This window comes from Pseudomonas sp. W17 (assembly GCF_040268305.1).
GTDB classification, from domain to species: Bacteria; Pseudomonadota; Gammaproteobacteria; order Pseudomonadales; family Pseudomonadaceae; genus Aquipseudomonas; species Aquipseudomonas protegens.
This window is the reverse complement of sequence record NZ_CP158490.1, coordinates 6,270,072-6,282,774: the sequence shown is the minus strand read 5'-3', so window position 1 is coordinate 6,282,774 and position 12,703 is coordinate 6,270,072. Positions and strand designations below refer to the sequence as shown.

12 protein-coding genes are annotated in these 12,703 nt (G+C 61.5%); 7 read left to right on the top strand and 5 right to left on the bottom strand.

What is annotated here, in order from left to right; all coding sequences use genetic code 11:
- Positions 1–12 precede the first annotated feature (12 nt).
- The 7 genes from mltB to ABCR88_RS28860 all read left to right on the top strand — a co-directional run bounded on the left by mltB (position 13) and on the right by ABCR88_RS28860 (position 6,491).
- Positions 13–1,023 carry a lytic murein transglycosylase B gene (mltB, locus tag ABCR88_RS28890; protein ID WP_232644568.1) on the top strand — a complete coding sequence of 337 codons (1,011 nt, stop codon included), beginning with the start codon at positions 13–15 and terminating at the stop codon, positions 1,021–1,023.
- Positions 1,023–2,021: a septal ring lytic transglycosylase RlpA family protein gene (locus tag ABCR88_RS28885; RefSeq protein ID WP_011063667.1), complete on the top strand. Its 999-nt coding sequence runs from the start codon at positions 1,023–1,025 to the stop codon at positions 2,019–2,021. The genes mltB and ABCR88_RS28885 overlap by 1 nt, the downstream gene beginning before the upstream one ends.
- 185 nt (positions 2,022–2,206) lie before the next feature.
- Positions 2,207–3,364, top strand: coding sequence for a D-alanyl-D-alanine carboxypeptidase family protein (locus ABCR88_RS28880; protein ID WP_011063666.1), 1,158 nt, complete (start codon positions 2,207–2,209; stop codon positions 3,362–3,364).
- A gap of 81 nt (positions 3,365–3,445) precedes the next feature.
- Positions 3,446–3,721 (top strand): DUF493 domain-containing protein, encoded by a 276-nt coding sequence (locus tag ABCR88_RS28875; RefSeq protein ID WP_011063665.1) that lies wholly within the window; start codon positions 3,446–3,448, stop codon positions 3,719–3,721.
- Positions 3,721–4,368, top strand: a complete 648-nt coding sequence (gene lipB / locus ABCR88_RS28870; protein WP_015637167.1) for a lipoyl(octanoyl) transferase LipB — start codon at positions 3,721–3,723, stop codon at positions 4,366–4,368. Before ABCR88_RS28875 ends, lipB begins: the two co-directional genes overlap by 1 nt.
- Position 4,369: 1 nt before the next feature.
- The gene (gene lipA, locus ABCR88_RS28865) at positions 4,370–5,392 is read left to right on the top strand and encodes a lipoyl synthase (RefSeq protein WP_011063663.1); all 1,023 of its coding nucleotides are present in this window, start codon (positions 4,370–4,372) and stop codon (positions 5,390–5,392) included.
- Between the two features lie 151 nt (positions 5,393–5,543).
- Complete coding sequence (locus ABCR88_RS28860; protein ID WP_015637166.1) at positions 5,544–6,491, top strand: LD-carboxypeptidase; 948 nt, start codon at positions 5,544–5,546, stop codon at positions 6,489–6,491.
- 46 nt (positions 6,492–6,537) lie between these two features.
- On the opposite strand, the gene ABCR88_RS28855 is transcribed toward ABCR88_RS28860, so the two are convergent.
- From ABCR88_RS28855 to leuS, 5 genes are all read right to left on the bottom strand, one after another.
- The gene (locus ABCR88_RS28855) at positions 6,538–7,860 is read right to left on the bottom strand and encodes a lytic murein transglycosylase (protein ID WP_337155259.1); all 1,323 of its coding nucleotides are present in this window, start codon (positions 7,858–7,860) and stop codon (positions 6,538–6,540) included.
- A 63-nt stretch (positions 7,861–7,923) separates the two neighbouring features.
- Entirely contained in the window at positions 7,924–8,085 is a 162-nt protein-coding gene (arfA, locus tag ABCR88_RS28850; RefSeq protein WP_015637164.1) for an alternative ribosome rescue factor ArfA, read from the bottom strand.
- A gap of 112 nt (positions 8,086–8,197) precedes the next feature.
- Positions 8,198–9,235, bottom strand: a complete 1,038-nt coding sequence (holA, locus tag ABCR88_RS28845; RefSeq protein ID WP_053160160.1) for a DNA polymerase III subunit delta — start codon at positions 9,233–9,235, stop codon at positions 8,198–8,200.
- Positions 9,236–9,274: 39 nt separating this feature from the next.
- Positions 9,275–9,880 carry an LPS assembly lipoprotein LptE gene (gene lptE / locus ABCR88_RS28840; protein ID WP_041120000.1) on the bottom strand — a complete coding sequence of 202 codons (606 nt, stop codon included), beginning with the start codon at positions 9,878–9,880 and terminating at the stop codon, positions 9,275–9,277.
- 89 nt (positions 9,881–9,969) lie between these two features.
- Positions 9,970–12,576 (bottom strand): leucine--tRNA ligase, encoded by a 2,607-nt coding sequence (leuS, locus tag ABCR88_RS28835; RefSeq protein ID WP_041119999.1) that lies wholly within the window; start codon positions 12,574–12,576, stop codon positions 9,970–9,972.
- Positions 12,577–12,703 lie beyond the last annotated feature (127 nt).

The window sequence follows — 12,703 nt, the reverse complement described above, 5'->3', positions numbered from 1 at the left end:
GTGAAGAATTCAATGCAAGCAATGCGTGGCTGGGTCGCTCGGCAAGCGCCATGGGTCGGTCTGGTAAGCATCCTTGGTGCAGCGCAGCCCGCGTTCGCCGGTGATTACGAAGGTTCGCCCCAGGTGGCCGAATTCGTGGGCGAAATGACTCGGGACTATGGTTTTGCCGGGGAGCAGCTGATGGCTGTGTTCCGCGAGGCCGAGCGCAAGCAGTCGATTCTTGACGCCATTTCGCGGCCCGCCGAGCGGGTCAAGCAGTGGAAGGAATACCGGCCGATGTTTATCACCGACGCGCGCATTGCCCGCGGTGTGGATTTCTGGCGCCAGCATGAAGCGGTGCTGGCCCGCGCCGAGCAGGAATATGGCGTACCGGCTCAGGTAATTGTCTCGATCATCGGCGTTGAAACCTTTTTCGGTCGAAATACCGGGAATTACCGGGTGATCGACGCATTGTCCACCCTGGGTTTCGATTATCCGCCCCGTGCCGAGTTCTTCCGCAAGGAACTGCGCGAGTTTCTGTTGCTGGCGCGTGAGGAGCAGGTCGATCCATTGAGCCTCAAGGGTTCCTACGCCGGAGCCATGGGCTTACCACAGTTCATGCCCAGCAGTTTTCGGGCTTATGCGGTGGACTTCGACGGTGACGGCCACATCAATATCTGGACCAACCCCGATGATGCCATCGGCAGTGTGGCCAGCTATTTCAAACGCCACGGCTGGGTGGCCGGCGAGCCGGTGGTCAGTCGCGCCGATGTGCGTGGCGATCGGGTAGATGAAGGCTTGACCACTGGGATCGAACCGACGAAAACCGTCGGGGAGTTGCGGGCCCTGGGCTGGTCGAGTCATGATGCGCTGCGCGATGATATGCCGGTCACCGCTTTCCGTCTGGAAGGTGACAATGGCCCGGAATACTGGATGGGCCTGAAGAATTTTTACGCGATCACTCGCTATAACCGCAGCGTGATGTACGCCATGGCCGTACATCAGTTATCTGAACAGCTGGTCCAAGCACGGGGCGTCAAGTAATGCTGGCAATGCCAATTCGCAAACCCCTGAAGCTGGTGGCTTTTGCCGCGTTGTCCTTGCTGGTGGTCAGTTGCTCGACGAGTCGCTCGCCGCAGCAGAAATCTTCCACCGCTGTGCGTTCCATGCCGGGCCTGGACGTCAACCGCGCCCACAAGGATGGCGCGCCGTGGTGGGATGTCGACGTTTCGCGCATCCCCGATGCGACCCCGACCCTGCATACCGGCCCGTACAAGGCCAACCCCTACACGGTACTGGGCAAGACCTATTTCCCCATCCAGGAATCGAAGAACTATGTGGCCTCCGGCACGGCGTCCTGGTATGGCACCAAGTTCCACGGCCAGAACACCGCCAATGGCGAGGTCTATGACCTGTACGGCATGAGTGCCGCGCACAAGACTCTGCCGTTGCCCAGTTACGTGAAGGTCACCAACCTGGACAACAATCGCAGCGTGATCCTGCGGGTCAACGACCGTGGGCCGTTCTATTCCGACCGCATCATCGACCTCTCCTACGCCGCGGCCAAGAAGCTCGGCTATGCCGAGACCGGCACCGCCCGGGTCAAGGTCGAGGGCATCGATCCGCAGCAATGGTGGGCTCAGCGTGGCCGTCCGGCGCCGCTGATGCTCAACGAGCCGCAAGTGGCCCAGAATAGCGCGCCGGTGGTCACGGCCTCGGCCGGCACTGTCGAACAATGGACCCCGCCGCCCCAGCAGCACGCGGCGGCTGTGGTTCCCGTACAAGTGAAAAACACGGCAGCAGCTTCCGGCCAGTATCTGCAGGTGGGCGCCTTCGCCAACCCTGACGCTGCCGAGCTGTTGAGGTCGAAATTGAGTGGCATGGTGAGCGCCCCGGTGTTCATCAGCTCGATCGTCCGCAATCAACAGACGCTGCATCGGGTCCGCCTGGGGCCATTCGGCACGCCGGGTGAGGCCCAGCAAGCGCAGAACAGCGTACGCCTGGCGAACCTTGGGCAGGCCAGCGTGGTTTCTGCCGAGTAAGAATACTGAAGATTGAAGATCCGCTTGCGGTATTGGGGGTGGGTCCTGGTTGTTGGCTCGTCGAACAACAAAAGCCCGGCAAGGGTCAGTGAGTGAACAACTGCACACGCGACAGCCCTTTAGAAGGCTGTCTGAAATAGTTTTGCCCGCAAGGGCAAGTTTCCATTAGCAACTTCGAGAGACGGATGAACATCACCACCTTTGCCAAACGCCTGTGCCTGCTTGTCCCGCTGATCATCACGCCCGCCGCCTGGGCGGTCGAAGCGATGCCGTCGCCACCGCAACTGGCCGCCAAATCCTATGTGCTCATGGACGCCAGCAGCGGTAACGTGCTGGTGGAGAACAATGGTGACCAGCGCCTGCCGCCGGCCAGCCTGACCAAGCTGATGACCGCCTACATCGCGACCCTGGAAATCCGTCGCGGCCAGATCGGCGAGAACGATCCGGTGACCGTCAGCGAGAACGCCTGGCGTACCGGCGGTTCGCGGATGTTCATCAAGGTGGGTTCGCAAGTCACCGTCAGCGACCTGCTGCACGGCATCATCATCCAGTCGGGTAACGACGCCAGCGTCGCGGTTTCCGAGCATATCGCCGGTAGCGAAGACGCGTTCGCCGACATGATGAATAAGACGGCTACCGACCTGGGCATGAGCAACAGCCACTTCATGAACCCTACCGGCCTGCCGAACCCAGAGCATTACTCGTCGGCCCACGACATGGCGGTGCTGGCTCGCGCGATCATCCACGAAGACCCTGCGCACTACGCGATCTACTCGCAGAAGGAGTTCTTCTGGAACGGCATCAAGCAACCCAACCGCAACCTGCTGCTGTGGCGCGACAAGACCGTTGATGGCCTGAAGACCGGCCATACCGACGAAGCCGGCTACTGCATGGTGTCCTCGGCGGTGCGTGATGGCATGCGCCTGATCGCCGTGGTGTTCGGTACCAACAGCGAACAGGCTCGTGCTGCTGAAACCCAGAAGCTGCTGACTTACGGTTTCCGTTTCTTCGAAACCCAGACCTTCTACCAGAAGGGCACTGAGCTGGCCCAGGCCCAGGTCTGGAAGGGCACCACTCATCAGGTCAAAGCCGGTCTGGCCGAAGACCTGACCATGACTATGCCTAAAGGCCAGTTGAAAAAGCTCGCCGCCAGCATGACCATGAACCCGCAACTGATCGCGCCGATCGCCAAGGGCGACGTGATTGGTAAAGTCGAAGTGAAACTGGACGACAAGGTGGTGCACAGCGCTGATCTGATCGCCCTGGAAGCGGTCGACGAAGGTGGTATCTTCCGTCGCATGTGGGATAGCATCCGTCTATTCTTCTACGGCTTGTTCAACTGATATTGTCGACCTGCGTGGCCCTCGTTCCCCAGTGGAGCGGGGGCCATGTCCGTCGTCCGGCTATACGAGGCCGTTACTGCCATGACAGACACTGACGTTAAGTCGCACAAGATTGAGTTTCCCGTCGATGATTATCCGATCAAGGTGATCGGTGACACGGTTGTCGGCTTCAAGGACACCGTGATCGAGATCCTTGCCAAGTACGCCAAGCTGGACATCAAGTCCCTGGCCGAGCGTCAAAGCAGCAACGGCAAGTACACCACCGTACAACTGCACATCACCGCCACCGGTGAAGACCAACTGCGTGATATCAATAGTGCCCTGCGTGCTACCGGTGTCGTCCACATGGTGCTGTGATGCCACAGACGCTGGGCTTTCGTGAGCTTGGCCAGATGGCTTACGAGCCGGTCTGGCAAGCGATGCAGCGCTTTACCAATGAACGCGGTAGCGATGCACCGGATGAAGTCTGGCTGGTGCAGCATCCACCGGTATTCACCCAGGGCCAGGCCGGCAAGGCCGAGCACCTGCTGCTCCCGGGGGATATCCCCGTGGTGCAGGTGGACCGCGGCGGCCAGGTGACCTATCACGGCCCTGGCCAGTTGGTGGCCTACCTGCTGCTGGATGTGCGCCGATTAGGTTTCGGTGTGCGTGACCTGGTCAACCGCATGGAGCACTGCCTGATCGAGCTGCTGGCCAGCTACGGCGTGCCGGCGGCGGCCAAGCCCGATGCACCGGGCGTCTACGTCAATGGGGCGAAAATCGCCTCCCTGGGCCTGCGTATCCGTCACGGATGCTCTTTTCACGGTCTGGCCTTGAACGTGGACATGGATTTGCAGCCGTTTCGACGGATTAACCCCTGTGGTTATGCCGGGTTGGCGATGACCCAGCTGAGCGACCATGCAGGGCCGATTGAATTTGCCGAGGTAAGTGCCCGGCTGCGTGCGCAGCTCGTCAAACACCTCGACTATGCTGAGCAGACGACCCTAACGGGCGGAATCGACTGATATGACTACTGCGCAAGACGCTGTTCAAACCCTGATCCCGACGCTGGATATCTCCGAGCGAGCGGCCCGTCCGAAAGTTGAAACCGGCGTCAAATTGCGCGGTGCGGAAAAGGTCGCGCGCATTCCGGTGAAGATCATTCCGACCACCGAACTGCCGAAGAAACCGGACTGGATTCGCGTACGCATCCCCGTCTCCCCGGAAGTCGATCGGATCAAGCAGCTGCTGCGCAAGCACAAGCTGCACAGCGTCTGCGAAGAGGCGTCCTGCCCGAACCTGGGCGAGTGCTTCTCCGGTGGCACCGCGACCTTCATGATCATGGGTGACATCTGCACCCGTCGCTGCCCCTTCTGTGACGTTGGTCATGGCCGTCCGAAGCCTCTGGATGTCGACGAGCCGATGAACCTTGCGGTGGCCATCGCCGATCTGCGCCTGAAATACGTGGTGATCACCTCGGTGGACCGCGATGACCTGCGTGACGGCGGTGCCCAGCACTTTGCCGACTGCATCCGTGAAATCCGCAAGTTGTCGCCGAACGTGCAGTTGGAAACCCTGGTTCCCGACTACCGTGGCCGCATGGATGTTGCCCTGGAAATCACCGCCGCCACGCCGCCGGACGTGTTCAACCACAACCTGGAAACCGTGCCGCGCCTGTACAAGGCCGCCCGTCCTGGCTCGGACTACCAGTGGTCGCTGACCCTGCTGCAGAAATTCAAGCAACTGGTGCCGCATGTGCCGACCAAGTCCGGGCTGATGCTGGGCCTGGGTGAAACCGATGACGAAGTCATCGAGGTCATGAAGCGCATGCGCGAGCACGACATCGACATGCTGACCCTTGGCCAGTACCTGCAACCGTCGCGCAACCACCTGCCGGTCCAGCGCTTCGTGCACCCTGACACCTTCGCCTGGTTCGCCGAGGAAGGTTATCGGATGGGGTTCAAGAACGTTGCTTCCGGCCCGCTGGTACGTTCTTCGTACCATGCCGACGAACAAGCGAAACTGGCCAAGGCAGGCCTGGTTTCCTGATCTGCCTGCCCGCAAGGCGCACGTCTTGCGGGCAGTTCCCCGGCTCTTTCGAGCACTTTCGCAACACCTGCCGCTTTTTAAATCCCGCCTCTTCTGTTTGACACCATTCATGGCTACTGTGCTTGAGTGAATTCACACAGGGAGAATCTGCATGCCTATCCAACCGACTGCTGCGCTGAACGCCCACCTGCCGGTGCCGGCGCTGGCCGCAGAAGGCGTTATCGGCCTTATTGCACCTGCCGGTCCCGCAGCGCTGGATACTGAAAAAGCCCACCAATGGATGCGCTCCAGGGGATACAGCCTACGGATCTTCCCGGGTGTCGGGTTGCAGGAGGGGTACCTGGCCGGTAGCGACGAAGCGCGCCTCAAGGACCTGCATGAGGCTTTCGCCGACACGGACATAGACGCCATTCTGTGCCTGCGTGGCGGCTACGGCAGCCCCCGCCTGCTGGACAAGATCGATTTCGATCTGTTGCGGCGCAATCCCAAGCCCTTTGTCGGCTACAGCGATATCACCGCCCTGCACCTGGCGATCAACCGTTATGCCGGCTTTGTGAGCTTTCACGGGCCGATGCTCAACGCCGACCTGCTGGGCGACAAGCAGGCGCCCACCGAGGCTTCCTTTTTCAATCTGCTTCGAGGCCAGGCCCGGGCTGGCAGCCTGCTGCCCCATCCCGTGGCCTTCCCCTTGACCACCATCGAGCCGGGCATTGCGCTGGGCTCCCTGCTGGGCGGGAACCTGTCGCTGATCGCCAGTACCCTGGGCACCCCGTATGAGATCAATACCGACGGCATCATCCTGTTTATCGAGGATGTCAATGAGCCGCTGTACCGCATAGATCGCCTGCTCAATCACCTGCGCCTGGCCGGCAAGCTGGAAAATCTGCGTGGAGTATTGGTGGGGGATATGGCCGGTGTGGATTTTGCGGCGTTGTGCGCTTTGCTCAAGCAGACCTTCGAACCGCTGCGGATTCCGGTGCTGGCGGGATGGCGCAGTGGTCACTGCGACCCCAACCTGACCTTGCCCATGGGCGCGTTGGTCAGGCTGGATGCGGGAGCCAGGGAACTGACCCTGGCGCAGGATGTGGTCTTCAAGTAATCGCAGGGCCGGCGAGGGGAGTGTTTCCCCTGGGCCGGACCGGCTCCTAACGATTGCGCAGGCTTTCCAGCAGCTTGTGGGTCGGATAGCCATCCGCCGGCCAGCCCAGTGCCTGTTGGGCATTGCGAATGGCCTTGCGGGTGTTGGCGCCGATGATACCGTCGGGATTACCGGCGTCATAGCTGTTGGCACTGAGCAGTGTCTGTAGCTCGATGCGCTCGGAGCGGCTCAGGGGCAGGTCGTCCTTGGGCCAGCTGCCGCTGATCTGGCCGGCTCCGCCGAAGCGTTCGGAGAGCAGGTTCACCGCCAGGGCATAGGAGGAGGAGTTGTTGTATTTGAGCACTGCCCGGAAGTTGTCCAGGATCAGGAACGCCGGGCCGCGGTAACCCGCTGGCAAGAGCAGTGAGGCCGACAGGTGCTCTGAGCCGTAAGGCAGGGCCTTGCCATTGGCAGGAGTCATGCCCAGGCGCATCCATTCGCCCACGGCCTTGCGGGTGGAGGCGTCGGCCAGGGCGTAATCGAAACCACTATTGAGCTGTACTTCAAGACCCCAGGGCTGTCCCTGCTGCCAGCCGGAACTCTGCAGATAGTGCGCGGTGGAGGCCAATGCATCGGCCGGGCTGTTCCAGATATCCCGGCGGCCATCGCCGTCGAAGTCCACGGCGTGGGTGTTATAGGTGGTGGGAATGAACTGGGTCTGGCCCATGGCTCCGGCCCAGGAGCCGAGCATTTTCTCGGGCTGTATATCGCCATGCTGGATGATCTGCAGCGCAGCGATCAATTGGCTGTTGGCAAACGCCGGGCGCCGACCTTCATAGGCCAGGGTGGCCAGGGAGCGAATGACCGATTTGTTGCCCTGGAAGTCGCCGAAATTGCTTTCCATGCCCCACACCGCCACCAATGCCTGGCGGTCGACGCCATAGCGCTGTTCAATCCGTTGCAGGATGTCGCTGTACTGCACCAGCAGCGCCTGGCCCTTGCGTACCCGGACCGGGGACAGCGCCCCCTCCAGGTATTCCCATACTGGGCGGCTGAACTCGGGCTGGCTGCGGTCGGCCTTGATCACGCTCATGTCCGGGGTCACACCGGCAAAGGCGCGATCAAATACTTCGGCACGGATACCGGCGCCCAAGGCTTCGGCACGGAAGGCGTTCAACCATTGGTCAAAGGTCTGGGTGGGCTGGATATCCAGGTTGTCGACGGTCAGGGGCGCGACAGTGGCAGGTGCGGCAAGAGGGGCTGCCTGGAGGCTGGGCAGTGGCTGGGCGTCGGCGGCGGTGGGTTTTTCCGCGCAGGCGACTAGCAGAATAAGGCTGGAGGCAGCGATCAGTTGGCGCATGTGCCAACGACGGGAAAGACAAAAGGGCATGCACGGGTCCAGAGAGAATAACAATCAGGTGCAGACCTTATCATGCCGGCGGGGTTCTGGGCTTCAGGCAGCCAGAAAGTAAGAAGCCTCCCAGCTTTTAGACTGGAAGGCTTCGCGGCGGTAGCTGCCTTTGCCCTTGGCCGGGCGTTCCTGACGGCTGCGGAACAGTGGCTGGGCGACGATGGATTTGGCCTTGTTGGGGCCATGCTTGGATGGCTTGCTCATGCTCAATACTCACTTTGGGAGGGAGGTGTTGCGGCGCAGATCATCGGCCAGAGTCGGGCCGCTGTCCAGCATCATGGATACAGAAAATTGTAAGCGTGACGGGGTGGCCGCTTTACTCGGCCGCAAGCGCCAGGCGCTGGCCGGCCATCAGCAGCGATAAGCGGCTCAGGCTGCTCCAGGGCGAGCCACTGGCCTGTCCCTTGATCTGCGCATCAATGCGCTGGGCATCGAGCAGCAGTTGGCCCCAGCGTTGTGCGGAGTAGCGCTGCAGGGCTTTGCTCATCAGGGGTTTGCGTTTGTCCCAGACGGGCGGGCGAGCCTGGCTGAAGACCTTGTCCAATGGCACGCCCTGGCTGAACTGCAGGGCCAGGTTGGCCAGCAGGCGCAGTTCCCGGGACAGTGCCCAGAGAATCACCGGTGGTTCCACGCCTTCGCCGCGCAAGCCTTCCAGCATGCGCAGGGCATGGGCCGCTTCACCATTGAGGATGGCGTCCACCAGGCCGAATACGTCGAAGCGGGCACTGTCGGCCACCGCCGCCTGGACCGTTTCGACGGTGATCTGGCCACCCTCGGCCATCAGCTTGAGCTTCTCGATTTCCTGGGCGGCAGCCAGCAGGTTGCCTTCGACCCGGGCGGCGATCAATTCGACGGCATCCTGGCTGGCGGACAAGCCGGCCTGGGACAGGCGCTGGCGAATCCACTGCGGCAGCTGGTTGGCATCCACCGGCCAGATCTGTACGAACTGAGTCTGGGCACCCTCGACCAGCGCCTTGCCCCATTTGGTTTTCTGCGCGCTGCCATCGAGTTTGGGCAGGCTGATCAACAGCACTGTGTCTTCGGCAGGCCGCGAACAGTATTCGATCAGCGCTGCTGCGCCCTTGTCACCAGGCTTGCCCGAGGGCAGGCGCAATTCCAGCAGGCGTTTTTCGGCGAACAGCGACATGCTGGCGCCTGCTTGCAGCAGGGTGCCCCAGTCGAAACTGGCGTCGGCGCTGAATACCTGGCGCTCATCGAACCCCTGCTGGCGTACGGCAGAGCGAATGGCGTCGGCGGCTTCCTGGCAAAGCAGTGGATCATCGCCGCTGATCACGTAGATCGGCGCGAGAGAGCCTTGCAGGTGTTTGCCGAGTTGGGCGGGGGCTAGTTTCATAGGCGGGTGCCAGGGGGGCGCCGGAGCGCCCCGCATGGCTTACTGGTTCGGCAGTTCCATAGGGGACTGTCGCGGGGTTTCCGCCTCAGCCTTGCGTGCGGCTTCCAGGGCGTCGGCTTCTGCCTTGGCCTTGGCTTCGGCGGTCGCCTGCAGTTGGGCAAGCTGTTCCGGGGTCAGCAATTGCAGGCGGATCAGCATGCGCTGGATCAGGTCGCGACGCATTTCCTTGCGGGTCTCGGAAGACTCCTGGTCGGAACCGGTGATGTTGTTGCCGTCGTGCAGGAAGACTTTCTGCACTTCCAGTTTGTCGTCCAGCAGGTGCAGGTTGTCGTGAGTCAGGATCTCGTACTTGAGGGTGGTGCCGATCTCGTACTCGGCCGAGTTGCCACCGCCGGTGTAGCTGAGGGTACGCTGGGAGTTCTCCTCGCTCAGCAGCACCAGCTTGTAAGGTGCGCCGGCATGGACTCGCACACCGCTGCTTTCCAGCTGTTGCTTGAGCATCTTGATGGTGGTGCCGTAGGCGTCCCGGGCGCTCAGGTCCAGTTCCTTGATGGTCAGCTCCTGAGTTCCAGTGCCGCGCAGCTGGAAGCCACAGGCGCTCAGCAGCACGGCCAGGCCCATCACCAGCAGATTACGTTTGATCATGTATTGCTCCCCTTGAAACCAGATGGGCCAACCTTGTGGCCCTGGAGGTTTTATTCGGCGCCCGATCGCGGACCGGGCGCCTGATCCAATTAGCTGGCGACGATGTTGACCAGTTTGCCCGGCACCACGATGACCTTGCGAATCGTAAGGCCTTCGGTGAAGCGCAGTACGTTCTCGTTGCTGCGAGCGGCCGCTTCGACTTCTTCACGGCTGGCGCTGGCTGGCATCTCGATCTGGCCACGCAGTTTGCCGTTGACCTGGATCACCAGTTGCAGGCTGTCCTGCACCAGCGCGCTTTCGTCCAATGCTGGCCAGCCGGCATCGATGATCGCGCCGCTTTGACCCAGTTGGCCCCACAGCTCATGGCTGATATGCGGAGTGATCGGGGCGAGCAACAGGGCTACGGTCTGCAAGCCTTCCTGCAGCAGTGCACGGTCCTGTTCGCTGCCTTGCGGCGCTTTTTCCAGGACGTTCATCAGAGTCATCACCTGGGCGATGGCGGTGTTGAATTTGTGATGCTGGCCTACGTCCTGGCTGGCCTGCTTGATGGCCAGGTGGATTGCACGGCGAATGGCTTTCTGCTCGTCGCTCAGGGTCGCTACATCCAGAGCCCCCGGCAGCCCCTGGCTGACGTGGGCCTGGGCCAGGCGCCAGACGCGCTTGAGGAAGCGGTGCGCACCTTCAACGCCGGAGTCGGACCATTCCAGGCTCATGTCGGGCGGCGAGGCGAACATCATGAACAGGCGGCAGGTATCGGCGCCGTATTGTTCGATCATCGATTGCGGGTCTACACCGTTGTTCTTCGACTTGGCCATCTTCTCGGTGCCACCGATCTCCACCGGCAGGCCGTCGGAGATGAGTTTGGCGCCAATGATCTTGGCCTTGCTGTCACGCTCCAGCTCGACATCCGCCGGGTTGTACCAGGTGTAGCTGCCATTGGCTTCGCGACGGTAGTAGGTCTCGGCAATCACCATGCCCTGGGTGAGCAGGTTCTTGAACGGCTCGTTGGAACTCACCAGGCCTTCGTCACGCATCAGCTTGTGGAAGAAGCGCGCGTAGAGCAGGTGCAGGATGGCGTGTTCGATACCGCCGATGTACTGATCCACCGGCAACCAGTGGTTGGCCGCGGCCGGATCTACCAGGCCGCCTTCATAGTGCGGCGAGGCGTAACGGGCGTAGTACCACGAGGACTCGACGAAGGTGTCCATGGTGTCGGTTTCACGCTTGGCAGGTGCTCCGCATTTCGGGCAGTTGCACTCGTAGAACTCGGGCATGCGCGCCAGTGGCGAACCGGCGCCATCGGGAACCACGTCTTCCGGCAATACCACCGGTAACTGCTCTTGCGGGACGGGTACATCGCCGCAGCTGTCGCAGTGGATGATCGGGATCGGGCAGCCCCAGTAGCGCTGGCGGCTGATGCCCCAGTCCCGCAGGCGGAACTGGGTGCGCGATTGGCCGAGGTTCTTCTTCAGCAGCGCCACTTCGATGGCATCGAACGCGCCAGGGAAGTCCAGGCCGTTGAACTCGCCGGAGTTGATCAGCTCGCCATGCTCGCCGTAAGCGTCCTGCCAGGGCGCCGGAGTTTCATCGCCAGCGCTGGTGCGTACCACGGCCTTGATCGGCAGGTTGTACTTGGTGGCGAACTCGAAGTCGCGCTCATCGTGGGCCGGTACCGCCATGACTGCGCCGTCGCCGTAGTGCATGAGCACGTAGTTGGCGACCCAGACCGGGAGTTTTTCACCGGTCAACGGGTGCTCGACGAACAGCGAAGTCGGCAGGCCTTTCTTTTCCTGGGTCGCCATGTCGGCTTCGGCGACGCTGCCACCCTTGCATTCGGCGATGAAGGCCTGCAGCTCGGGGTTGTCCTTTGCTGCCAGGGTGGCCAGCGGGTGCTCGGCTGCCACGGCAACGTAGGTCGCGCCCATCAGGGTGTCTGGACGGGTGGTGAAGACTTTCAGTGTCCCGGCTTCGCCGATGGAGGCCTGGTCGTAGGGAAATTGCACTTCCATGCCACGGGATTTGCCGATCCAGTTGCGTTGCATGGTCTTGACCTGCTCGGGCCAGCCCGGCAGTTCGTCGAGGCTCTCCAGCAGTTCATCCGCGTAGGCGGTGATCTTGAAGTAGTACATCGGAATTTCGCGCTTTTCGATCAGCGCGCCGGAACGCCAGCCGCGGCCGTCGATCACCTGTTCGTTGGCCAGCACGGTCTGGTCGATGGGGTCCCAGTTCACAGTGCCGTTCTTGCGGTAGATCACGCCTTTTTCGAACAGACGGGTGAACAGCCACTGTTCCCAGCGGTAGTAGTCCGGCTTGCAGGTGGTGACCTCGCGGGACCAGTCCACCGCCAGGCCCAGGCTGCGCAACTGGGTCTTCATGTAGGCGATGTTTTCGTAGGTCCACTTGGCGGGAGCCACGTTGTTTTTCATCGCGGCGTTTTCCGCCGGCATGCCGAAGGCGTCCCAACCCATGGGTTGCAGAACGTTCTTGCCTTGCATGCGCTGGTAGCGGGAGATCACGTCGCCGATGGTGTAGTTGCGCACGTGCCCCATGTGTAGCTTGCCGCTGGGGTAAGGGAACATCGATAGGCAGTAGTAAGTTTCCTTGCCTGGCTGTTCACTGACTTCAAAGGACTTTTGCTCGTCCCAGAACGACTGGGCGGCGGCTTCGATTTCACGGGGCTGATAGTGTTCGTGCATGGCTACTTTTGTACTGAATAGGGGTGGCCTAATCCTCTTCAACGCAACTTCGGGTGGCGATGACGCCAAATGCGGCGTTTTTCAGTGCCCGATGGAGCTGGAAGTGGAGTTACAGGAAGCGCCGTAG

Bases quoted from the DNA above. Each gene is read 5' to 3' on its own strand.
- lptE (WP_041120000.1), bottom strand. From the start codon at position 9,880: ATGATCAAACGTAATCTGCTGGTGATGGGCCTGGCCGTGCTGCTGAGC.
- mltB (WP_232644568.1), top strand. From the start codon at position 13: ATGCAAGCAATGCGTGGCTGGGTCGCTCGGCAAGCGCCATGGGTCGGT.
- ABCR88_RS28875 (WP_011063665.1), top strand. From the start codon at position 3,446: ATGACAGACACTGACGTTAAGTCGCACAAGATTGAGTTTCCCGTCGAT.
- ABCR88_RS28880 (WP_011063666.1), top strand. From the start codon at position 2,207: ATGAACATCACCACCTTTGCCAAACGCCTGTGCCTGCTTGTCCCGCTG.
- ABCR88_RS28860 (WP_015637166.1), top strand. From the start codon at position 5,544: ATGCCTATCCAACCGACTGCTGCGCTGAACGCCCACCTGCCGGTGCCG.
- ABCR88_RS28855 (WP_337155259.1), bottom strand. From the start codon at position 7,860: ATGCCCTTTTGTCTTTCCCGTCGTTGGCACATGCGCCAACTGATCGCT.
- lipA (WP_011063663.1), top strand. From the start codon at position 4,370: ATGACTACTGCGCAAGACGCTGTTCAAACCCTGATCCCGACGCTGGAT.
- holA (WP_053160160.1), bottom strand. From the start codon at position 9,235: ATGAAACTAGCCCCCGCCCAACTCGGCAAACACCTGCAAGGCTCTCTC.
- ABCR88_RS28885 (WP_011063667.1), top strand. From the start codon at position 1,023: ATGCTGGCAATGCCAATTCGCAAACCCCTGAAGCTGGTGGCTTTTGCC.
- lipB (WP_015637167.1), top strand. From the start codon at position 3,721: ATGCCACAGACGCTGGGCTTTCGTGAGCTTGGCCAGATGGCTTACGAG.
- arfA (WP_015637164.1), bottom strand. From the start codon at position 8,085: ATGAGCAAGCCATCCAAGCATGGCCCCAACAAGGCCAAATCCATCGTC.
- leuS (WP_041119999.1), bottom strand. From the start codon at position 12,576: ATGCACGAACACTATCAGCCCCGTGAAATCGAAGCCGCCGCCCAGTCG.